Below are 22,558 nucleotides of genomic sequence, written 5' to 3' on the forward strand. Positions count from 1 at the left end.
ACCTGATGTTGACAGGAAAAAAGATTATCGTCACCGGCGTAGCGTCGGGCATCGGTGAAGAAACCGCCCGCGTTCTAAAGGCCCAGGGTGCAACGGTCATCGGCGTCGACCGCAACACACCTAAGGTCGAAGTGGACGCGTTTCACCAGGTCGATCTGACCGATGAAGCGGCGCTTGATGCGCTGATCGAAACGCTGAAGGACGTCAAGGCGGACGGGCTGGCAAACATCGCTGGTGTCCCGCCGACGGCACCGGTCGAGGTGGTGATCGCGGTCAATCTGGTGGCGCTGAAACGGCTGACGCTTGGTCTGGTTGACAGCCTTGCCGACAATGCCTCGATCGTCAATTTGGCTTCACTGGCCGGGATCGGCTGGGAAGGTGAGGTTGCAAAAATTCAGGCGGTGGCCGATCTGGACCATGCAGGTATCGCCGATTTCTGCGCGGACAACGGAATCACAACCGAAAACAGCTATTTTTTCAGCAAGCAGGCGCTGGTGGCCTGGACTCATGAAAACCGCTGGACCTGGCGCGACCGCGGTATCCGGATGAACTCTGTCAGCCCCGGGCCGGTCGACACTCCGATCCTTTGCGATTTCCTCGAGACTCTGGGTGAACGGGCCGAGGAAGATATGAAGATCATGGATCGCCCGGGAACGCCTCAGGACATTGCACCGGTCGTCACATTCTTGCTGTCCGACGGCTCGGTGTGGTTGCGCGGTATCAATATTGCCTCTGATGGCGGCATGCGCGCTCATATCGACGCGACAACTAACGGGATTTCGTAAGACTTCAGGAGTACAAAAAATGAAAATTTCGATGTTGATCGGCGGCGCTGACGTCGCCGCACAGGATGGGCGTGTCTACGAGCGGCGCGACCCGGTGACAGGTGAAGTTGCAACCACGGCTCCCGCGGCTTCAGTTGCGGATGCACAGGCGGCAGCCAAGGCTGCAGGTGACGCCTTTCCTGCCTGGTCAAAAACCAGCCCGGCTGAGCGCCGGGGGTTGCTGTTGAAAGCTGCGGATGCGCTCGAAGGCATGGCCCCCGAGGTAATCGCAACAGCAACAAAGGAAACGGGCGCAACTGCCCCCTGGACCGGGTTCAATTGTATGCTGGCGGCGGGCATGCTGCGCGAAGCGGCTTCGATGACGACGCAGATCACCGGAGAGATCATCCCGGCCAATAAGCCGGGCACCCTTTCCATGGCACAACGCAAACCCCTGGGTGTCTGCCTTGGCATCGCGCCCTGGAACGCGCCGATCATTCTGGGCACCCGCGCCGTCGCGATGGCTATTGCCTGCGGCAATACCGCGATTCTAAAAGCATCCGAGATGTGCCCCGCAACTCATCTCGCAATCGGTGAGGCGTTCCGTCAGGCGGGATTCCCGGATGGCGTGCTGAATGTCATCACCAACGCACCTGAAGTTGCTGCGGACGTCGTAGCGGCGTTGATCGCCGCACCCGAAGTTCGCCATATCAACTTCACAGGATCGACCGGCGTAGGGCGCATCATTGCGCAGAAGGCTGCCGAGAATCTGAAGCCGGTTCTGCTGGAACTGGGCGGCAAGGCACCGATGATTGTGCTGGACGATGCCGACATCGAAGGTGCCGTCAATGGTGCCGCCTTTGGTGCGTTTATGAACCAGGGTCAGATTTGCATGTCGACAGAACGCGTCATCGTGCATGAGGGCATAGCAGACAAATTCATTGAGGCCTTCGCGGCAAAGGCAAACGCACTGCCCGCCGGTAATCCGCGTGACCAGGTTGTGCTGGGCTCTCTTGTGACTCCTGAAGCAGCCGAAAAAATGGACCAGATCATTGTCGACGCAACCGCCAAGGGCGGGAATGTCATCGCAGGTGGCGGTCGCAATGGTTCGATTGTCGAGGCAACCCTGATCGACGGCGTGTCATCCGACATGATCATCTACACCGAAGAAAGCTTTGGCCCGGTCAAACCGATCATTCGCGTAAAGGATGACGAGGAAGCGATCCGCGTAGCCAACGATACCGCATATGGTCTTTCGGCTTCGGTCTATAGCTCGAACATCCAACGCGCGATGTCCGTGGCGGATCGGATCGAAAGCGGTATCTGCCACATCAATGGCCCCACTGTGGGCGATGAAGCCCAGATGCCTTTTGGGGGCGTCAAGGATTCTGGTTATGGTCGGTTCGGAGGTAAGGCCGCTGTAGATGCTTTCACGTCAATCCGCTGGGTGACCATCGAGGATCCGCACCAGCATTACCCGTTCTGAGGAAGTTACCATGCCAGATCTCGAAACGAACAAGCGCAACGTCGCAGCGTTCTACCAAATGATGTTCAACGACTGCAAACCGCGTGACGCGATTGAGACCTATGTCGGAGACGACTACATCCAGCACAATCCCGAAGTTGTGTCGGGCAAAGAGGGCTTCATTTCCTATTTTGAGGAAATGGCACGCGATTATCCTGGCAAGCGTGTCGAGATCAAACGCTCTGTCGCCGAGGGTAATCTGGTGGTCCTGCACTGCCATCAAATTTGGCCTGACGATCTGGAATATGCCGGGATCGATATTTTCCGGCTGGATGACAAAGGCAAGATTGTCGAGCATTGGGATGTGCTGCAGGTCATTCCCAAGACCAGTAAACATGACAATGGCATGTTCTGAGTGCCGATAGGCAAAAAAATTAACTGGCCGCCCCGAACTGAAGGCGGCCAGTTCAATTCTATCTCGTGATGTTTACGGTCAGGCTGGCCAGGCCACGATCAACTTGGTCGGGCTCCCATTCCGGGTCCCCGGAAAGGGAAATATGGCTTTGTTGCGCGTTGCGAGAATTCATTTTGCAGGATAACTCGCAGGCGCAGCGAACAGCAGGTTTGACGAGCTGCAGCGCAGCGACCGAGTGTGGTGGTCAACTGCGGCTTTGGGCCGAGACTTCCCATTGTGGAAAGCGCATGCGATAGGAAACTTCGCTGATGGCTGATAACCTTTCTAGCGGCAAAGCTTCGGAGAACCTGCGTTCCTTATTTCCCGGCCATAGAACATGTGATCAACCCCGGCCCAAAAAGCCGCGGCTTCACACATGGGGCATGGCCTGGACGATGAATACATGACCGCTCTGCTCAAATCCCGATCATTGAGACGGCGCGCCGCGTCCCTGATCGCCGCCATCTCAGCGTGGCCAGTGGGGTCTTGATCCAAGATGACCCTGCTCCATGATTGGCCAATAATGACATTGTCGCGCACAATAATTGCACCAAACCCCTGATCTCCATGGTCAATTGCGTACTGACGCATTTCGAAAGCGCGTTCCATGAATGTGGCGCCGCTGGGATCACTTGGTTGTGGTATCACGCCGTCGGCGCTCGGAGAAGTTTGGCCCACGACGGAGCCACTCAATCCGACTGCCAGTGCACAAAAGCCTGACGCAGCGAGAAAACCACGCCTCGCGAAACCGAGTGGGCCATGGCAGTCCTGCTCATGTTTTTTAATCTTGTCCATTTTGCCGACATCCGTGAGATGCATTTTTCTTTGCCACCACCCTATCACGAGGAAACCCTGATCTGAGGTCGGTCTCAACCCGGCTGCCATCGGTGCCTCTAAGGTGAAACTCACCGCTAAAGCATGTTGGATTGGTCTCAGTCCTTTTCTCGTAGCCGCTTCGCCATCTCAGAAAACCCGCGTAGTTCGGCGTGTTCGAGTGGCGTGGTTCCGTTTCGATCGGCAAGCGATCTGTCAGCACCCGCCGCCAACAACGCATCCAGAACTGCAAGATGATCCGGGCCGCCGTCACCAAGCACAACGGCTTCGATAACGGCTGTCCAGTGCAGATTGTTCACATGGTCCAAAGGCGCGCCAGCGGCGATCAACTGTCGGACAATTTCAACATGACCGAGATGCGCGGCCGCTATGAGAGCCGTTCCTTCATAGGGACTGGTCGTTAGGCCGGAATCGTTGCCCAACTCGATTGCGAGCGTCATCAGTTCCGGATCATTTGCCACGGCCGCAATCGTGACCACGTCGTAGGCCTGACCTTCCAGCGCGTTCATGTCGGCGCCGGCGTCAGCCAGCGCACGCAACGCTTCGTCCTCTGAAGCAAAGGCTGCCACATGGGCTGGCGTGCGGCCTCGAGAGTCAAGCTCGTTGACGTTTGCCCCCGCCGCCACCAGCTGCCGGATCATTTCTACGTTGCCGGTGTGAGCGGCTGCGAAGAGGTCATCGTAATCCGCGATCTCTCCGGCCGAAGGTGGCGTCTGCGCCATGCCCGCGTTGGTGGCAAGACCTGTCACGAATGTAAAAAGAAAAAGACGAAACATGGCCAATCCTCATACCTGCATATTGGTTAGGAGAGTGTGACAATAACAGCGGATCTATTCGATGTCCTTTTCCATTCAGGCTCAGAATCTTTTCCTATAAATCGTTCTGGTAATGTCATTGGACAGACGAGCTGAATTGACCGACAATCGCGTTATGGAGCTGACAGACACCACACCTGTCCACCTGATCCATGTTGACCCGGACGTTAACATGGCGCGGTTCTATGGAATAGAATTGCAGCCGACGCTGTTTGGGGAAGTGTCCGTCCTTCGTACCTGGGGACGTATTGGCACAAACGGGCAAGCCATGATGGTGACGTATGATGACGAAGCCCAGGCTAGTGAAGCGCTCCATAATCTCGAAAAACAAAAGCTCCGTCGAGGGTATGTTCCGGTTGGTGCGTGACTTCGGGTTGCAGTCTGTTTCTGTTGCAAATCCCAAGCCTGTCGGCTCGTGAGCGGGCTCTAGGTTCCAGCCGGCGGGCCGGCTTCCACCCAGAACACCCCAGCATAATCTCCCTGACGCAGTAGCCCCAGACCCGTCTCTTGCGAGCCGGGGCAGGGGCTTTGGGTCATGGTCGCCTCATGCCGTGGTGATCTGCCCATTCGGGTGACGGTCCCTTTTGCTTCGCACAGGATCAGAGATCCTTTGCCATTTCCTGATGGGTCAGGCGGGATTTGGACAAGCCAAACGCCACCCGACGTCAGGGGGAAGGCGCGGCCTCCCCCCTCGGACAAGACAAATAGACCAGACCGTGTCCTCGGCTGCGCCTGCGGGCCGCACCACTCTTGTCGATTTGTCCTGTCTCGCCCCTCTCCGCGTTCGCCACGTGGCAGGTTTTAGAGACGACGCCCTTTCAGGGCTTTGCTCAAAACCAGCACCAAAGGGGATCAACCCCGGAGGGCACAGCATGAAGGAATGACGGTTTTGGAACCTGAAACAACACACAGCATTGAGAACAACGCGGACCAACAGGCGGAAGCAATTGCGGAGCAGAATGACCTGTTCCGTAAAGCGCTGATTGACCCGGTTGCCGCCATCGAAATGCATGCCAAAGGCATTCAGGGGCAGGTGCTTGTCACCCCCGGCGTGTCGGGTGAGGGGCCAGAGTTTCAGGCGGCAGCACTGGCGGCTGTGGCTACGGATACGCATTTTGCCGAGGGCAATGACCCCTATGGCGATCACACCTTTGGGACCGTGATGGTCGGCGATCAGAAGCTGTTCTGGAAGATCGATCTCTATGACGCGGAGTTCAAATACGGCTCCGAGCGCCCGTTTGATGCAAAGGTCACACGTCGCGTTCTGACGATCATGTGTCCGAGCGAATACTGATCCCAATCCCAAACCGGAAAGGAGGTGAAATCCATGAGCAATGAAATCTTACAGCAGCGTATCGCAGAAGCGTGGCAGCTAATCAGGAAGGGCGACAATTTCCACATCGCGCGCCGCTTCCTGATCCAACACGCAGCCATCTAAACGGCTCCGCTCTACCCCCAAGGGGGTAGGGCACCCTTACCACGATCTCAATCTCTGAAACAAGGATTTGCCCCATGAGCAAACTTGAAACATTCACCGCACCGGAAACCATCGAAACTGTTGCCCTGTCCGATCTGTACCTGTCTGACATCAACCCGCGTCAGGATGTTGGTGAGGAAGGCATTGCCCTGCTGGCCGACAGTCTGGTCACCTGTGGCTTGATCCAGAACCTGAGTGGGTTGCGCGACAGTGACGGGAAAGTGGGCATCGTCGCAGGTGGTCGCCGTCTCCGCGCCCTCAACATCGCTGTGGCGGAACGCGCCGATCTGGCACAGGTGCCGGTCAAAATCACCGACAATCCGTTTGTGGCCGAACAATGGGCCAACGCCGAGAACACCGCCCGCGAGGAACTGGACCCCGTGGACGAGGTCCGCGCCTATGGCAAGATGGCCGAGAAATCCTTGTCGGTCGCCAAGATCAGCAACGCCTTTGGCGTGACCGAAGCCCATGTGCGCCGCCGCCTCGCGTTGGCTGATCTGCCCGTTGCAGTACTGGACGCGCTCAAAGCCGGTGAGATCAGCATGGGTCTGGCCAAGGCTATGACCGTCAGCACCGAGGAAGAGAAAATTCTGGAGGTTCTGGAACGGGCCAAAGACTGCCGGTGGTTCAGCGAGCATGATGTCAAACAGGCCCTGACGTCCCATGCTGTTTGTAGCACCAACCGCAAAGCCGTGTTTGTCGGGCAGGAGTCCTATGTCGAAGCCGGTGGCACGGTCACCGCAGATCTCTTTGCCAATGAAACCCTGTTCAATGAAGGCGAAATACTGGATCGTCTGTTTGCCGAGAAACTGGTGGCGGAAGCGGCAAAGTTACGCGAAGCGGAAGGCTGGGACTGGGTGGATACCCATGATGAAAGCTACATTCCTTATGGGTTCTTGGGAACCAAAGGCATGCACCGTCTGGACATGGAGAGCCGGGAACTCAGCGAAGAACAGGCCGAACGGTATGACGAACTTGCCAAACTCTCTGAGGCTGAGGCTCTGGACGTGGATGGTGAGAAGGAGCTTGCAGCGCTCGAGGACTATGCCGCACCGTTCTATTCTGACGATCAGCGCAAGCTGTCCGGCGTGTTCCTCTATGTCGGCAACAATGGCGACATCAAAACATCATCCGCTTATGTTGCGGCGGAACATGTGCAGGCCGCCATTGAGGCCGGTGTTCTAGCCCCGGTCAAAGAGCCAGAGGTCAAAGTGGCCCCAAAACCGGCCTATTCGCAGAAATTCATCGACGACATGGTGGCAATCCGGCTGGCAGCGGTTCAAACGGCCTTGCTGGAAAAGCCTGACTTCGTGCTGAGCCTGTTTGCCTTTTATGCAACCCCGGCATCCGGTCACACCACCAGCCTGTTTGGGTTTGGCTATGGTGGTGCCGAGCGGAATACGCCCGAGATCGACGACCAGTTCACTCTCGATCCGCGTCTTGGCGGAGAGCGGGACGCGGCAGCAGAGGCAGCTTATGACCAGTTCCACGACATGGCCGCAAAGGGCAGTGTGGATGCGTTCAAAGCGTTTCGCGAAATGGGCAAGAAGACCCGCAATGGAGAGATCACGGCCTTTCTGGCCCGGCGGTTCCTGTCCCAGCGCCCGGAGTTCATGGCAGAAATCGAGGCTGAGATTGGAGCAGATATCCGTGAAATCTGGACCCCGTCAGCTGAGAACTGCTTCAAACGCTTGAAAGGCTGGCAGCTGGATGACCTCTACAAAGACCTTTTGGACCTGCACACGGACACCGACATGTACCGGGCATTCTCGAAGTCCAAGAAGGGTGAGAAGAACGAGGCCATGCACAAGCTGTTCAATGACCCGGAGCATCAAACGGCTTTGGGCGTGACCGCCGACCAGAAGGCCCGCGTCGATGCTTGGGTTCCTGAGTGCTTCTGAAACCAACAGGACAGGGCGCTTCGCGCCCTGTTCCAGACAAGTACAATTGTGATAGCAATATTGCAATATGCTTGCAGTGCTATCATATAACAGATATGCTATCACTAACAGATATGGAGGATGAAATGGCAAATCTGACAGTCAGAAACCTATCTGATGACGTTCATAGCCGCGTGAGATTTGTCGCGGCAGAGCGTGGTATCAGCACCGAGGAAGCCGCGCGGCAACTTCTCGATGAGGCGTCGCGTCCCGCTGAGAAGGTTGGCGATGTGATTGTTGAATACGTGCAGGGATTAAATGCGTTTCTGCCCGAGATTAAGCGCAGTGACGACACAGCAGAACCGGCGGATTTCGGGTGATCATTCTAGACACAAATGTTCTTTCCGATCCTATGAAGGAAAACCCTTCCAAGGCGGTGATATCATGGCTGAATGCGCTGCATAGCGCGCAATTCCACACCACGACGATCACCATCTTTGAGGTTCGCTACGGAATTGAATTATTGCCTGAAGGCCAGCGGAAGGCCGCGCTTTGGAAGGGGTTTGACTTCACACTTGGCCGCCTTTGCGGAAACCGGATTTTGCCATTTGACAGAGCGGCAGCGGAGGCCCTTGCAACCATGCAGGCAGAAGCGAAAGCCTATGACGTCAAGCTGGCTGATGCCCAGATTGCGGCGATTGCCAAAACACATGGGTTTTCGGTGGCGACACGCGACGTGAAACCGTTTCAGTTTTTAGGGGTCAGTGTTTTGAACCCCTGGGATCACCCAACCGACTAATGGGCTCTCCAACATGATCAACCCGGGAAAAGAGATTCACCGGGTTGAGAACCTGTAATTCGAGGACTGGCAGAAATGACAAATACAAACGCCGTAACAAAGGTTGAAAATGCCGCCCGTCGCGTGTGGAAATCTGCGCAGATGTATGTCGGGTTTCATAAGGACCAGAACGGAAAGCAGCGCGATCAGGCCAAGCTTTGGCCGCCGAAAAATGGCAGCGCGGGCATTCATGACGACCCCGGCACGCAAGAGGCCATCGTGGTTGTGAAAGCCGCTGATCCAAAGACCGCTCAGGACGTCGAGATCAAAATGCATCCGAACCGTATCGTGGTGCGGCGCGACGCTGACATGTGGTGGCAGGGCGTGGCGGTGGATGACGATACGGTCCACGTTCGAATGGCGGATGGCACCACAATCGTCATTGGATATGACGGCTCGGTAAAGCGCCGGTCTGCTGATGACGAAACCCATGTTGACGCTGATGGCAGTATTTTCAAACTCACCGCACATGCCGAATCTCATATGACCGGTGATGGGGTTGAGATGACCCGACGCACCGAGGATCGCATTGCCACGATCACCGCTGACGGTGTTGTTGATCGCGCGCGTAAACGTTAACCTCTGATTGTATTTCTGATTTTCCTCGTGGTGAGAACAACTGGCCCGCTTTGGCGGGTCTTTTCTTACGGACTTTTGGTTCGGGCGAAGCCACCCCCTCAAAACGCCACTCACTACGCTGACTTCGCCCTCCTCGCGGTGCTTCCGAGATCGAAATCCGCGCGAGTGTAGGGATGTTAAATGTAGGCCGTTGTTTTTCCTACAAATTACAAATTGACGGGGGTCAGATTGGTTGTCGGGGCCTCTGGTGTCCCTTGCCCCTTGGGGGGACTGTGCCCCCAAGAGGCTACGCGACTTGCGCTTCGCTTGGACGGCCGCCACGGCGACCGGTGCGACCCTGGCTAGTTTCGGCTTCAATGGTTGTTGCTTTGCCCTGCTTCCTGGTTACGCAGTTCATTCATTTCGACGCTGGGATTTTCAATGCCGACTGGCCTTGTACAGCAGTTTTGTTCTCTATATGTCCCGATTTCAATCTCTAGGGAGGTACGACCAAATGGCAAAAGTTGCGCTGGTACTTACAAATGATTTCGCAGATTGGGAGTACGCGCTGATTGGCGGAATCGGCAGATCCTTTTATGGGATCGATGTCATGTATTTTTCTCCGACACCGGGGCAACTAAGCTCGATGGGTGGATTAACGGTCATTGTACCCAATGGAATAGAAGAGTTAACCAATTGGGCACCAGATGTGGTGGCCGTCATTGGTGGAACTGTATGGGAAACCAATGCTACGCCGGACATCTCAGATCTGCTTGTGACTCAAGCTGAAAAAGGCATCCCCATTGGTGGAATTTGCGGTGGCACACTAGCGCTGGCCAGATCTGGATTATTGAACACAGAATCTCACACTTCGAATGATGGAGACTTTCTGATTAAGAACGCCGATGGGTATGATGGAGTATCAAACTACGTTCAGAGTACATCAGCGGTTTCGTCGGGTCGGGTTATTACCGCTCCCGGAACAGCGCCTGTGAGCTTTGCCGCTGCGATCTTTGAAGCAGCGGGCGTTCCACAAGAGTCCCTATCTCAGTTTAACGAGTTGATCACGGCGGAGCACAATTGATCGCGGATCTCTGGGAAATCTTAAGGTAAATCACAACAATGATCTGAGCGTTCATGAATGAGTCCCGCCGCTAGGGTACGAGCGCGGATCAGCCACTGGTCGAGAGGGTAAAGTTCAGATGGATCTATGTTTGCCCGTCTTCCCACCACTTGTGCATTGCGTGGAACATTTCGGTCAGCGCAATTGCACGTGGTGTCGCAGAATACTCAACACGCGGGGGAACCTCGGCATAGACTTTGCGACTGACCAGCCCATCTTTTTCCAGGGCCCGGAGCTGGTTGGTCAACATTGTCTGTGTCACTCCATCAATCATCTTTCGCAGTTCATTGAAACGCTTAGTCCCGCGAAATATCAAAATCTGCAGAACGATCAGTTTCCACTTGCCGCCGATCAGCTGCGCAATGTCGGGCATGGGGCAAAGCGGTGCGTCTTCAATAGCTTGCTCGGGCACTTGTGCCGGAATTCCATCAGGTGGCATGGTGCTGCTTTCATCCAATAGTATCATTTCTAGTGCTATATATCAAAATTCTGCCTTCTTGTGAAAAAATACTGTTCGGCTAACTTCTGTTTAACAGCAGACAGATGGAGCTTGGATTATGAAACTTCACAATTTCAGCGGAGCGCCACGCGGCTGGCGGGTTCAGTTGGGTCTGGCCTTCAAGGGGTTGGATGCAAATACCGTCCTGATGAGCGTTGCGGCTCGGGATCATCATAAGCCAGAATTTTTGGCCCTTAATCCCCGCGCCACCGTTCCGGTGCTGGAGACAGAGGAAGGCACTTTGCGAGATTCCATTGCCATTCTTGCCTGGCTTGACCGTGCCTATCCCCAAGCCCCACTTTTCGGGGCAACCAGTCGCGAGGCGGCACAGATCTGGCAGCTCACAATGGAATGTTGCGACTACCTGCGCGAAGCGAGCCGCCAACTGTTGACGCAGGCGTTTTCCAGCGATGGAACCCTGCTCGCTGAAGGATCTGAAGAGCAGATCGGTTTTCAGGCCGCCGCCGACCTGGCACATGCAGAGTGTCGTTTTTTGGAAAACATCCTTTCGGATGGTCGGCCATATCTCTGTGGTGATGCGCCAAGTGCGGCGGACGCGGTGGCATATCCGGAAATCCGGCTGATGCAGCGTGCAGTGGAAACCAAAAATGATCTGATGGCCTCGGTCGGCTTTGGCTATCCGCCTGATCTCTACCCGCATGTTGCCGATTGGAAGTCGCGTTTGAGCGACGAGCCACGCGTCGCGGCAACGATGCCCGCCCATTGGAATGAAACACCTAAACCCGCAGTGATATGCGCCTGATCAGAGGAAAAACCATGACACACCCAAACATCGTTTCTCGCGAAGAATGGATGGAGGCGCGCCTTCAGCTTCTGGAACAGGAAAAAGCGCATACCCGCGCCAAGGATATCCTAACACGGGAAAGGCAGTCCCTGCCTTGGGTGCGCGTCGAGAAGGACTACGTTTTTGACGGGCCCGAAGGTGCGCTGTCCTTTGCCGATTTGTTCGGGGGCAAAAGCCAGCTGATCGTATATCACTTCATGTTCGGACCGGAATGGGCCTCAGGCTGTGTCAGCTGTTCCTACTGGGCAGATAGCTTCAACGGACTGGCACCGCATCTGGCGGAACGTGATATTGGCTTTGTCGCAATCTCGAGTGCGCCCATGTCCAAGATTGCTCCATTCAAGCAACGTATGGGTTGGGGATTTGACTGGGTGTCGTCGGCCCCCACAAGCTTCAATTCGGATTTCGATGTGGGGTTTGGCCCAGAACGGCCAGATGATCGACCTTTAATGTATAATTTCAAGGAAATCGAAAGTGCGTTCATGGATGAAATGCACGGCACTAGTGTATTCGCCAGGGATGAGGCGGGCGTGATCTACCATACGTATTCGACCTATGGGCGTGGCCTGGATATAACCAACGCCGCCTATGCCTATATCGATATGACGCCAAAAGGCCGGGCCGAACCATCCGAGGGCAATCCGATGAGTTGGGTCAAGCATCATGACAGTTATTGAAAGGCGGCGAAACGGCGCCCCGGCCCGAGGGGTCGTGTTGCTGGTGGTCCTCGCCTGTTGGGGAGGCTCATCCGAATGGCTGACGGCACCACCATCGTCATTGGATATGACGGCTCAGTAAAGCGCCGGTCTGCCGATGACGAAACCCATGTTGACGCCGATGGCAGCATTTTCAAACTCACCGCACATGCCGAGTCTCACATGACGGGTGACGGGGTTGAGATGACCCGGCGCACCGAGGATCGCATTGCCACGATCACCGCTGACGGTGTTTTTGATCGCGCGCGCAAACGCTAGCCTATTCTCAATTCCTCCAGAAAACCCGCAAGGTTTGACTGACTGGCCCGCCTCGGCGGGCTCCTTTCTTGTTTGCAAAACCGTGAACAGAGGTTTCCTAAGGCTGCTATATTTCCCTCAAATGCCGCTTCGAACTCATATTGACTGTTGTCGCCAACCCCGCCAATGTCGAGCGTTCCCATCGGCCCATCTACCTCCGCGCACATGTGTCGGAGCCGACGCAATTCCATAAGGAAACACAAGCAACATGACTGACGACTGGAACGACTATGCCGATGGTTGGGACGACAATAGCGACGTCAGAAGCTATGCGAGTCGCGCTTTCGCCTCGCTCGACGAGCACCTGGATCTTTGCAGAGAGAATTGGCGATCAAAGCGCGTTCTCGACTTTGGATGTGGCACCGGATTGCTGGCGGAGAAAATTGCACCGGATGTGAAGGAAGTTGTCGCGGTCGATACGTCGGAGAAAATGATCGCGGTTTTGCAGGCAAAGAACCTGCCCAATGTCAGGCCCGTTCACGGAGATATTCTGACGGGAGATGTTCAGGAGCTAGAAGCCGGGTTTTCAGGTTTCGATTTGATCTGCGCCTCGTCCGTTTGCGCCTTTCTTCCGGATTACAGCCGAGCCGTGGCAGTATTGGCTGGTTTGCTCAACAAGGGTGGGCAGTTCGTGCAGTGGGATTGGCAAGCATCAGGTGATGAAGGCTTTGGATTGACGCCGCATCAATTGAGGTCCGCGCTTGAGGCGGCACGGCTTGGCTCCATTCGCGTTGAGCGGGTATTCGAATTCAAATCCGATGCGCAGACAATGCCTGTCCTGATTGGCGCGGGGGTTCGCAATACGGAATGATTGTTGAGCTTTGATGAGTGAACAATCCTTGTTGCCGCTTACCGATTCAGAAAGGTCTCCATCTCTCAGGTCAAAGCTCTGCGCCTGTATCGGATCGAGGTGGCATTGTCCCCAACACCCAAATCGCTTTGTCCAGATGAGCCCTGTCAGCGGCCCCACAAAACCTTGCCCTTCATCTAGCTTGAAAGTTTCAATCCCGTTGCCGACGAAGATCCCCGCCCATGTGTGTTTCTGAAGTAATGAACCTAAGCGGGCAGTCGGAGAAGACGCGCGGCGCCCGGCACGGGCGCCGCGCTTCAACTGTTAATTTCCCCTGCGCCTGCGGCGCATTCCGCGCGGATCAAATTACCTGCTGACATCCCCTTGATACCCGCTTTTCCCATGTTCATCGAAACACGCCAAAGCGAGGATCAAACAATGGCAACTCAAACTCTGAAACTGAACGTCAAGACCGGTGAAAAAGAAGGCAAGACATTCTGGGACCGTTGCGGGGTGCTCTTCGTCAACACCGATGAGACCGGCACCATCACCTCGATCCAGGTCAAGCACTGCATGTTCCCCGGCGTCGAAATGGTGGCTTTCCCGAAGCGGGACGACAACGATTCCGTCTCCGAATGACGAGAGGGCAGGGCGGCGCAAGCCGCCCTTTCTTCTGCTCCGGCCGCAGGCCGGACCACATATGCGCCACAGGTGGCGCGCGGTCCAATGACCGGGCAGGGGTGCCGACCTGCCGCAACGCGACAGCTCTCAGACCCTGCCACACCCACCGCACATGCGGCGGGACATTGAGCGCGCTGAGGCGCGCGGAAAATGCCATACTGACCTTGAACGTGCCGGAATGTGACGGGCGCTGTCCGGGCAGCTCCCGCTTTGCGTGATTGCCCTGCGCCGGTCCACCGGCACCCACGCCTGCTGGCTGGAAAAGGGGCGGAACCCTTTTCCCGGCGTGGAAATTGACTCCAAGAGCAAAACTGTTCCGCGGGCAATTTGAGAAAATACAGATTTCCAAAATCACCCCCGGTTTACTCTTGGAGAGTATGACAGGATAAGGTAGTTGTGTTACAAATCACAAATACAACCAAAGATTGATATTCAACTGAGTGCGTTTTGAGCGAGAGCAGAACCCCTGACACCACCGTCTTTTCCGTTCGACTGCCAGTGGATGCGCTGGCGCGTCTGGAGGAGGCCGTGGGTGCGCTTGGCGCCAAGAGCCGCAACCAGATCATCCAGCGTCTGATCTATCGGTTGATCGGTTATCTCGATCCTGACCCCGCTGTTGTGGATCTCTGGCAGAAGCACTTGCGGCAGGTTCAGGGGGGATACACCAACCTCAACCAGCTCGCCAAATCGGCCAAACGCGGGACGGTGATCTGGACGGATGACGACCGGCGCGATGTCGAAAATCTCCATCGTGCGATCATCCAGCACCGGCAAGACCTGAAGGCGATGATCACTGCCGCCCGCCGAAACCGTGAACCTGGATCCGCCATTCGCCGGATCTTGCGCGACGACGATTGGATACCTGAAGAATGAACGCCGCGACCCGCGATCTGACAGCAGGGGACTTCCTGGAGCTTGCCTTCCGTGAGGCTCAGAAGGGTGTCGATCGTTCTAAGCGCATCACCCAACAGCTGCAGACCGCCAAGCGTATGAAGTTCATGATCTCGCGGGCCTCATCCATCAAGGCGCGGCTTGGTGCTGTGGTTGGAAAGCCCGAGGCGGTTGTGAAACACGTCCGCAAGGGTGGGGTAAAAAACGCGCATGAGCTGCGCCGCCAGATCAACTATCTGACCCATCGAGCAGAGGGTCTATTGGACATCCGAGACAATGGCGTGACCCCGCTCGATGCGGATCAGGTCAGTGATTTGATCGAGACCTGGGCGGAGGATTTCAACGGAAAAACGAACTTTGGTTACACCCGCCACATGATCGTTTCTTTTCCCGAAGGCACCTATCCGGACGCCGCTCATGAGGCCGGGTTGGAGTTTGCAGATCGTCTTTTTGGAAGCGGTGATTTTGGCGATACCTGGGACTATCTGACCGTGTTCCACAACGACACTGACAACCCCCATGTCCACATCGTTGTGAACAACCGGGGCGTCGAGCATGGTCAGTGGCTTGCTATGGGAATGAGCAGCGACATGAACATCGACGTTCAGCGCGGTATCCAGGTTGAGGTTGCTGAAGGATACGGAATTGAGCTGACCGCGACGACCCGCCTTGAGCGCGGTTTGCGGCAGGAAGTTGAGACCGACACGTGGAAAGTACAGGCCGGACTGTCACTTGTTGAAAGCACCCCGGACGTCGAATTAAGGGCCCGCGATAGGGCTGCGGATGTGATGACTTTATCCATCGCAAGAATGTCGGATCTGTTTGATGAGCGCGCCAACGCCATCAGCGAAAAGATCGAAGAGTTTGCCATCCAACTCGTGGAAAGTGAGGAACCTATGGGTTCGAGACTGGAACATCTACTGGATCAAGCCCATCATTTTGATGATTACGGTGAGCCGGGAGACCCCGAATACAAGTCGCCTGAGTTGATGCGCGAGTTGCGCCAGCATGTCGATTTGGGCGGCGATGAGGAAGCAATCAGCCCGGATCTGAAGGCCCGCGTGATCCAGCATATTGATGCTCACCAACACATCGAGCAGAGCGGCGGAACCCTCTCGGCGATGGCTGATATTGTCGATCATAAAGACTATCAATCGTCCGAAAACTACGCGCCGCCAGCAGTGCGCTATGACGCCTACATGCGCGATACGCTGGGCGAGGATGCCAGTGACAATTGGTCGAAGAAGTCCGCTGATATCCTGCATTCCATCGAAAAAATGGAAGGGCTGGCGCGCGAGGTCGAAGATCCACACCTGCGCGTCTCAATGGATATTCAGATAGGCGAGCTGAAAGGTGACGTCGCGAATATGCGGCCCAACGATCCTGACCTGCAAGCTTTCATCATGGAGGACCGGCGTTACTCGACCCTGATAGATATCGCCGAAATGGACGTGTTGGATTACCCGCAAGCCGCCGAGTGGTCCGAGATCCGCAAGGACGTGACAGAGACCGCCACCAGCTACGGCTTGGATGGCGAGGCGTTCATTGCCCGGTTTGGAGACCACCACAACGTCACATTGGGCACAACAATGGCATGGCGCAGTGACGACATTTCGACGGCTGCGGCCCATTTCCAGGCGCAAGGAATGTCGGACAGCCATGACCGCGCTGAGGCCGTTGTTGACGAGCTGCACCAAATAGCCTCTACCAAGATCATCGCAATCTCAGAAGAACTCTCAGAGGTTCACGCCCACGCAACGCACCCGCTCTTGCAGGGGCGCGGCGACGATGACGGACACAGCTTATAAGGGCTTCGCCCGGTCTGCCTGATGCGCGCGCCAACGCCATCTGCAGACCCATCACAGAGTTATCCATCAACTCGTAAAGGAAAAACTATGGTTTCGCGTACAGACTACCTTTTGAACGAAGTCGGACACTTTGCACCCTATGCCAAGTTCGACCAATCCGCGCCCCGAGAAGATCGCGTTTCAGAGCAGATCGACATCATCACGAAAGAGCATCGGAGTATGGGGTATGACAATGCCGCCATTGGTGGCCGACTGGCTGACATCGAGGACCAGGCCAACCGCCGCGTTGACGAACACACAGCACAACAAGATCTGGTAGAAGACCTGAAGATCGAACTGGAAGCTGCCGAGAGGTCAGGGGAACCAGTTGACCAGGGCGATATGCAGGCTTTGGTTTCCCGTCATATGACCGACGCGCAGGAATACGATCTGTACCATCCATATTATTCGTCGCTCGCGGATCTGAGTGGTGACAAGGATTTTAAGGGTTCGGATGACTACCAGATGCCCGGTGATCGCTATGTGCAGTATATGCAATCCGCTCTGGGGCAGGCCGGTTTCGAGACCTACGAAGAACAAACCAAAGACATCGTGAACTCCATCGAGAACATGGAGGCTCTTGCCCGAGAGGTCGAAGATCCGCATTTGCGCGCCAAAATGGACGTCCAGATCGGAGAGCTGAAGGGCGATGTTGCCGAACTGCGCCCATACGACACCGATCTGCAGGCGTATACTGTTGCCGATGACAATTACACCATGTCCATGAATGCGGCCGAGCTGGACAATCTGGACCCGTCCGAGGCCGAAAAATGGCTGGCTGTGCGTGATGACATTTTTGCAACCGCCAACAGCTTCGGTCTCGAAGGAAACACCTTCCTGGCCCGCTACAACGATCATGACAGCGTTTCAGTCGGCACAACGGCGACTTGGAAAGACGCGGACATTTCCACCGCTGCTGCCCACTTCAACAGCCAAGGCGTTCCGGACAGCTACCAACGCGCCGAGGCCGTTGTTGGTGAGCTGCACCAGGTTTCGTCCAGCAAGATTGTCGCCGTGGTGCAGGAGATTGCTCATGCCCGCGAACAGGCCACCCACATTCATGAGGATGAGGGACACAGCATGTAAGGGCTACGTAGAAAGTATTTTGATGCAGCTGGGCCAGATTCAGGCTCCGTGCAAAACAGGGTGGAATTGAAGTTTCCGAACGGGATGTGTTGAAAACCGACCCTTCGCGGCACCTTGCCTGAACCGGTAAGACGCGGACTGTGCGGTCCTTCGAGCGAATGCCCCAAACAACGGTAACCTGCGCAAAGCCGACCTCGCGGTTCCACGAGTATGAACCACAATGCGAACCCTTCCAGACATTTGCCTAAGGTTCCTGCACCTACCTGACCGACCCAGATCTGGCCTTTTGGTTCGTCGCTGCGAACGGCAGCTCCTAAGCTTGTTGCGAGGTCCCAAAAGTCTCGACTTAGTAGCGTTGACTCAAACTCGACTTCCGAGGCCAAGCGACCTAGCGTGGGTCCGAAGCCGCAAACTGGCTGGGCGAAAAGCCTGTTTGAGCGTTAAAGGCCCGACTGAAGTTGTTTGGGCTCGAATAACCAAGATCCAATGCGACGGCTGCAACCGACACATCGCCGTGACGCAGAAGTTCTTTGGCACGCTCAATCCGAGAGTTGTTCACGATGTCCCTGAACCGAACCCCATCCAGCATCAATCCTCGCTGCAAAGTTCGGACCCCGATACCCATGCATTCTGCGGTTCTTTCGATGGACACCGAACCCTCATAGATCTGCAGTCGCACCATGGCAGCGACCTTGTGGGGCAAAGTCATGGGCGGGCCACCAGCTCTCTCTCGAGCAATGTCCTCGATAGTCGCTTTCGGTTTGGCCACGGTCGCGGTCGTCCGCAAAAGTTTGCTGGAAAAGACAACTCCCAATGCAGGTTGATCCCAATGGACCGGGCACCCGAAGACTTCCTCGGCGCGATCTCCTGAGGACGGTTTTGAAGTATCGATCATCAGCCGCTCCGGAGACCACGCTGGTCCAAGGTAGTGCCGGAAGACGCTGAGAAAGACGCCTACTGCCGAAAAAGCGACGTCGGAATACGCACTATGTGATCGCAGTCTGAAGCGATATCCATACCATGCACGGGCGCTGTGTGTTTGAAACTCGATCAGATCCGCACTCGAGTGATACGAGATCGCCTTTGCCGTTCGCACGAGAGCCGCTCCGAGGTTTGGCGAGGACAGCACGTAGTCCCCCCATGCCCCGTAATCCGCGACGGTGAGATGCGGTGCCCAGAGCAGGCCGATATTCTCTTCCCCGGTGGAACGCCCGACCTCTTGAATGAACGTCGCGAGGGAGTGTTGCGGGATGTAGCCATCGCGACTTTCGATGAAACGATGGGGCAAACCGGATCGCTTCAACGCTCGTTCAAGCGGTTTATGCCCGCAGGTTTCAAGCGTGAATTGCGGCATCGCACCAAGCGCCTTGGCGGAGATCATGGGAGGGTCTGCTGGCATACAGGTTTACTTGATCGTGATTCTGTCGTGAAATGATACGCCGATCTCGCAGCGATATGCCAACCTATGCTCTCAATTAGGATATTGGCGGGAGGCGAGACGCAGATGACCATAAGTACAAATATGGCAACCAGGCAGGCTGCTCGTGGGCTGTATGCAGGCGTTGCACTTTCATTTCTGGCTGGGCCTGTTGTGGCGGAGATGTCTGACATCGCCCGCGATACCGTTGTCCGGCGCTCCTGCGAGGCTGCGATCTGGGCGATGCCTGCCGTTGGCGTTTACGATATCGAGTTGGCGATCCAGCGCGATGCGGGGGCTGACAATGGCGTGATCGCTTATATGAGCGAACCGATGGACAGCCGGCACGGCTTCCTGACGGCCAATGACGTGACACCGTATGTATTTGGCGGTGGATACGCGGTGGATGAACCCGTTGTCATCGATGTTCCGCCTGCCGGAGAAAAGGCGGCATTCTTTGGAACGATCACGAACGCCTGGCAGGTTCCACTGGCCGATGTTGGAACGTCCGGCGATGATGCCGGCGCGGGGGGAAAATACCTGATCGTGCCACCGGGATACGAAGGAGATCTCCCGCAAGACGGCTACTACGTCTATCGCTCCAACACATATGGCGTTCATTTCGCATTCCGCCCCGTCGCAAAGGATGGCGGAACAAGCGAGGATCAGGCGGCCTACGCTCAGACGCTTCAAGTTTATCCATTCTCCGAGGCATACAACCCGTCGCCGACCGAGTTCGTCGACGTGAAAGAGAACCCTATCAACACCTTGCCGGTCTATGACATGACCTTCTTTGAGGACATGAACACCGTCATCCAGCGCGAACCGGTTCTGGAACAGGACAAGGTCATAATGGCGATGCTCGCCTCTCTGGGCATGGTGCGCGGCGAGGCGTTCGAGCCGGACGAGGAAATGCAGTCCGCAATGCTGGAAGGTCTGCAATGTGCCTATGACACCATGCAGGAGCATTTCATCACGCGCTCTGTCGTTCCGCTCTGGGAAGACCGCCAGTGGGGCATCTGGGCATTCGCAGAAGGCCAGCCCGAAGCGGGTTTTCCCTATGTGACCGAGGACATGGTCCTGATCGACGACCGTGCCGGCGGGTCCTATTCGTGGATCACCTACCTTCCCAAGAAACTGGGTGGCGGGACTTTCTACCTTACAGGCCTGACCGACAGCGACGGAGATATGCTTAACGGGCAGGACAGCTACAAGCTCAATGTCCCCGCCGATACGCCGGCCGAGGATTTCTGGTCGGTGATCGTCTACAGCATGAAAACCAAGGGCTTCGTGACTGGCAATGAACGCGTCGGGTTGGCCACGCCAGACCTGCCGGACATGCAGGTCAATGACGACGGCTCGGTCGACGTCTATTTCGCACCAACGGCCCCGGACGGGCTCGAAAGCAACTGGATTCCGACGGGCGAGGATTTCTTCCTGCTGTTCCGGCTCTATGGTCCCGCCGAAGGATGGATCGAGAGCGGATGGCAGTTGCCCGACGTCGAAAAAGCAAACTGACAACCGAACAGGAGAAAACGATGAAACGCACGCTTCTTGCCAGTTGCGCGGCACTTGCCTTTAACGCCGGTACGGTTCTCGCGGAAGGCGGCGATGGTCGGTTCCTTGAGAACGAAGAGTTCAACACGATCATCGGCGATTTCGTCTTTGAAAAAGGCTTCCCGACGGCCGAGACCACCGAAAGTCTCTTCCAGATCCGGACGACCTATCGGGTGATGGAGGTGATCCAACAGAACGTCTTTGGCGCATCGCTTTATGCCATGCGCAAGGGCTTTGCCGATTTCGGCACCGGCAAACCCAACCAAGTTATCGTGTTCAAGGATCTGATGGACGCCAAGTCCGAGTTTCTGACGGCCAACAACACGACCGTCTATGCGATGACCTTTCTTGATCTCAAGGCAGATGGTCCCACCGTTGTCGAGGCGCCGGCAGGAATGCTCGGCTTCTTCAATGATATGTGGATGCGATATGTCGGCGATGTTGGAAATGCCGGACCAGACAAGGGCGAAGGCGGAAAGTTCCTTGTCCTTCCGCCGGGGTATGAGGGTGATGTGCCCGAGGGTTACTTCACCTTCGAGTCAAAAACATACGGCGTCTGGATGGCACTCAGGGCCTTCCTAGTCGACGGCAAGACGGATGCGGCCAACGCGCTCTACGAGAATCTGAAGATCTACCCGCTCTCTCAGGCTGACAATCCGGAGCCGACAGAACTCATCAATGGCTCCGGTCAGGATATCCTGACAGTGCATTCCGAGAACTACCACCTGTTGGAAGAGATCGGGCACCTCGTTGAAGAAGAGCATCCCGATGCGCTGGAAGGCGCACAGAAGTTCCTGCTCGCATCCGTCGGTATCGAGTTCGGCAAGCCGTTTGCTCCGACGCCAGAGGAGAAAGCCATCCTCGAACCGGCGGCAAAGGCCGGGGCGGCTTTGTTGCGGGCGAACATGTGGAACTATGTTGGCGACAACAAATACATCTACGAGGATCGCAAATGGTGGAACCCGTTTGTCGGCGGCGTCTATACCTTTGACCCGAACGGATACCTCGACTACGACGCTCAGGCCTTTTTTGCAGCGTATGCGACAGGCGTGACACCGGCCATGGCGAGCAAAAATGTGGGTATCGGGTCGCAATATTTGTGTACCCATACCGATGGCGAAGGTGTTCCGCTCGACGGTGCGAAGACATACAAGCTGACCGTTCCAGCTGATGTTCCTGCGAAGGATTTCTGGTCCGTCGTGGTATATGACAGCGCCAATCGTTCGATGATGGCAACTTCGCAGGAGTTTCCTGCACTCAGCAGCTATGATGATCTTGCCCAGAACGAGGATGGCACCGTCGATCTCTATTTCGGACCAGAAGCGCCGGAAGGGATGGCGTCAAATTGGGTCGAAACAGATCCAGACAAAGGCTGGACAGCAATCGTGCGTCTCTACGGACCGTTGGAGCCGTTCTTCGATCAATCATGGAAGATGAACGATTTCGAGCTGGTGGAATGACCGGACAGTGACGATCAGCGGCCTTTGCGGTCATTTCTGAACAACCAAGGGCGACGTGGGCTCCTCCACGTCGCCTGATCGATCATCCGGTGGTGGTTCAATTCACATGGCGCGGTCGCCGAAAATCCGGAACACGAGACTTTCGACTGAACAAGAGCGAAGGGCCGCCAGCCGCCCGTATCACCCGATAAGACAAGTGCTAAACTGGTGGTCTCAATCTCTCTGCGGGGTATTGCCAAGTTGTTCGCCCGGTTTGAGCAAGCTATGTCGGCGCCATGATTATCCCGAGCCACATGTCGCGCCT

Annotated in this window: 24 protein-coding genes; 20 read left to right on the forward strand and 4 right to left on the reverse strand. The window is 56.0% G+C overall.

Annotation, left to right across the window (positions count from 1 at the left end):
* Window positions 1-5 precede the first annotated feature (5 nt).
* Genes AC2FI8_RS21170 through AC2FI8_RS21180 form a run of 3 tightly spaced genes read left to right on the forward strand, consistent with a single transcriptional unit; the run spans window position 6 to window position 2,644 of the window.
* Window positions 6-785 (forward strand): coniferyl-alcohol dehydrogenase, encoded by a 780-nt coding sequence (locus tag AC2FI8_RS21170; RefSeq protein WP_496780869.1) that lies wholly within the window; start codon window positions 6-8, stop codon window positions 783-785.
* Between the two features lie 19 nt (window positions 786-804).
* The gene (locus AC2FI8_RS21175) at window positions 805-2,250 is read left to right on the forward strand and encodes an aldehyde dehydrogenase (RefSeq protein ID WP_496780870.1); all 1,446 of its coding nucleotides are present in this window, start codon (window positions 805-807) and stop codon (window positions 2,248-2,250) included.
* A 10-nt stretch (window positions 2,251-2,260) separates the two neighbouring features.
* Complete coding sequence (locus AC2FI8_RS21180; protein ID WP_496780871.1) at window positions 2,261-2,644, forward strand: nuclear transport factor 2 family protein; 384 nt, start codon at window positions 2,261-2,263, stop codon at window positions 2,642-2,644.
* A 324-nt stretch (window positions 2,645-2,968) separates the two neighbouring features.
* On the opposite strand, the gene AC2FI8_RS21185 is transcribed toward AC2FI8_RS21180, so the two are convergent.
* Both AC2FI8_RS21185 and AC2FI8_RS21190 read right to left on the reverse strand, forming a co-directional pair.
* Entirely contained in the window at window positions 2,969-3,478 is a 510-nt protein-coding gene (locus AC2FI8_RS21185; protein ID WP_496780872.1) for a nucleoside deaminase, read from the reverse strand.
* 137 nt (window positions 3,479-3,615) lie between these two features.
* The gene (locus AC2FI8_RS21190; protein ID WP_496780873.1) at window positions 3,616-4,293 is read right to left on the reverse strand and encodes an ankyrin repeat domain-containing protein; all 678 of its coding nucleotides are present in this window, start codon (window positions 4,291-4,293) and stop codon (window positions 3,616-3,618) included.
* A gap of 118 nt (window positions 4,294-4,411) precedes the next feature.
* On the opposite strand from AC2FI8_RS21190, the gene AC2FI8_RS21195 reads away from it, so the two are divergent.
* The 7 genes from AC2FI8_RS21195 to AC2FI8_RS21225 all read left to right on the forward strand — a co-directional run bounded on the left by AC2FI8_RS21195 (window position 4,412) and on the right by AC2FI8_RS21225 (window position 10,169).
* Complete coding sequence (locus AC2FI8_RS21195; protein WP_496780874.1) at window positions 4,412-4,699, forward strand: WGR domain-containing protein; 288 nt, start codon at window positions 4,412-4,414, stop codon at window positions 4,697-4,699.
* A gap of 513 nt (window positions 4,700-5,212) precedes the next feature.
* Window positions 5,213-5,626 (forward strand): DUF3768 domain-containing protein, encoded by a 414-nt coding sequence (locus AC2FI8_RS21200; RefSeq protein WP_496780875.1) that lies wholly within the window; start codon window positions 5,213-5,215, stop codon window positions 5,624-5,626.
* 218 nt (window positions 5,627-5,844) lie between these two features.
* Window positions 5,845-7,710 carry a ParB/RepB/Spo0J family partition protein gene (locus AC2FI8_RS21205; protein ID WP_496780876.1) on the forward strand — a complete coding sequence of 622 codons (1,866 nt, stop codon included), beginning with the start codon at window positions 5,845-5,847 and terminating at the stop codon, window positions 7,708-7,710.
* Window positions 7,711-7,835: 125 nt separating this feature from the next.
* Window positions 7,836-8,069, forward strand: a complete 234-nt coding sequence (locus AC2FI8_RS21210; protein WP_496780877.1) for a FitA-like ribbon-helix-helix domain-containing protein — start codon at window positions 7,836-7,838, stop codon at window positions 8,067-8,069.
* Entirely contained in the window at window positions 8,066-8,488 is a 423-nt protein-coding gene (locus AC2FI8_RS21215) for a type II toxin-antitoxin system VapC family toxin (RefSeq protein WP_496780878.1), read from the forward strand. Before AC2FI8_RS21210 ends, AC2FI8_RS21215 begins: the two co-directional genes overlap by 4 nt.
* 75 nt (window positions 8,489-8,563) lie before the next feature.
* Window positions 8,564-9,106 (forward strand): hypothetical protein, encoded by a 543-nt coding sequence (locus AC2FI8_RS21220; protein ID WP_496780879.1) that lies wholly within the window; start codon window positions 8,564-8,566, stop codon window positions 9,104-9,106.
* A 493-nt stretch (window positions 9,107-9,599) separates the two neighbouring features.
* The gene (locus tag AC2FI8_RS21225) at window positions 9,600-10,169 is read left to right on the forward strand and encodes a DJ-1/PfpI family protein (protein WP_496780880.1); all 570 of its coding nucleotides are present in this window, start codon (window positions 9,600-9,602) and stop codon (window positions 10,167-10,169) included.
* A 124-nt stretch (window positions 10,170-10,293) separates the two neighbouring features.
* Here the strand turns inward: AC2FI8_RS21225 and AC2FI8_RS21230 are convergent, their stop codons facing one another.
* Window positions 10,294-10,674, reverse strand: a complete 381-nt coding sequence (locus AC2FI8_RS21230; protein ID WP_496780881.1) for a winged helix-turn-helix transcriptional regulator — start codon at window positions 10,672-10,674, stop codon at window positions 10,294-10,296.
* A gap of 91 nt (window positions 10,675-10,765) precedes the next feature.
* On the opposite strand from AC2FI8_RS21230, the gene AC2FI8_RS21235 reads away from it, so the two are divergent.
* The 8 genes from AC2FI8_RS21235 (at window position 10,766) to AC2FI8_RS21270 (ending at window position 17,820) form a co-directional block, all read left to right on the forward strand.
* Entirely contained in the window at window positions 10,766-11,470 is a 705-nt protein-coding gene (locus tag AC2FI8_RS21235) for a glutathione S-transferase family protein (protein WP_496780882.1), read from the forward strand.
* 14 nt (window positions 11,471-11,484) lie between these two features.
* Entirely contained in the window at window positions 11,485-12,189 is a 705-nt protein-coding gene (locus AC2FI8_RS21240) for a DUF899 domain-containing protein (protein ID WP_496780883.1), read from the forward strand.
* A gap of 75 nt (window positions 12,190-12,264) precedes the next feature.
* Window positions 12,265-12,486, forward strand: coding sequence for a hypothetical protein (locus AC2FI8_RS21245; protein WP_496780884.1), 222 nt, complete (start codon window positions 12,265-12,267; stop codon window positions 12,484-12,486).
* A gap of 247 nt (window positions 12,487-12,733) precedes the next feature.
* Window positions 12,734-13,336, forward strand: a complete 603-nt coding sequence (locus tag AC2FI8_RS21250; protein ID WP_496780885.1) for a class I SAM-dependent DNA methyltransferase — start codon at window positions 12,734-12,736, stop codon at window positions 13,334-13,336.
* Window positions 13,337-13,753: 417 nt separating this feature from the next.
* Complete coding sequence (locus tag AC2FI8_RS21255) at window positions 13,754-13,954, forward strand: hypothetical protein (RefSeq protein ID WP_496780886.1); 201 nt, start codon at window positions 13,754-13,756, stop codon at window positions 13,952-13,954.
* 489 nt (window positions 13,955-14,443) lie between these two features.
* Window positions 14,444-14,869, forward strand: coding sequence for a ribbon-helix-helix protein, CopG family (locus AC2FI8_RS21260; protein ID WP_496780887.1), 426 nt, complete (start codon window positions 14,444-14,446; stop codon window positions 14,867-14,869).
* Entirely contained in the window at window positions 14,866-16,695 is a 1,830-nt protein-coding gene (locus AC2FI8_RS21265) for a relaxase/mobilization nuclease domain-containing protein (RefSeq protein WP_496780888.1), read from the forward strand. Before AC2FI8_RS21260 ends, AC2FI8_RS21265 begins: the two co-directional genes overlap by 4 nt.
* 87 nt (window positions 16,696-16,782) lie before the next feature.
* A complete protein-coding gene (locus AC2FI8_RS21270; RefSeq protein WP_496780889.1) occupies window positions 16,783-17,820 on the forward strand; it encodes a hypothetical protein in 1,038 nt (345 codons plus the stop codon).
* A 388-nt stretch (window positions 17,821-18,208) separates the two neighbouring features.
* Here the strand turns inward: AC2FI8_RS21270 and AC2FI8_RS21275 are convergent, their stop codons facing one another.
* Window positions 18,209-19,201: an AraC family transcriptional regulator gene (locus AC2FI8_RS21275; RefSeq protein WP_496780890.1), complete on the reverse strand. Its 993-nt coding sequence runs from the start codon at window positions 19,199-19,201 to the stop codon at window positions 18,209-18,211.
* Between the two features lie 123 nt (window positions 19,202-19,324).
* On the opposite strand from AC2FI8_RS21275, the gene AC2FI8_RS21280 reads away from it, so the two are divergent.
* Both AC2FI8_RS21280 and AC2FI8_RS21285 read left to right on the forward strand, forming a co-directional pair.
* A complete protein-coding gene (locus AC2FI8_RS21280) occupies window positions 19,325-20,755 on the forward strand; it encodes a DUF1214 domain-containing protein (protein ID WP_496780891.1) in 1,431 nt (476 codons plus the stop codon).
* A gap of 20 nt (window positions 20,756-20,775) precedes the next feature.
* A complete protein-coding gene (locus tag AC2FI8_RS21285; RefSeq protein ID WP_496780892.1) occupies window positions 20,776-22,254 on the forward strand; it encodes a DUF1254 domain-containing protein in 1,479 nt (492 codons plus the stop codon).
* The last annotated feature ends 304 nt before the right edge of the window (window positions 22,255-22,558 follow it).

The organism is Ruegeria sp. CDSB029 (assembly GCF_059611125.1).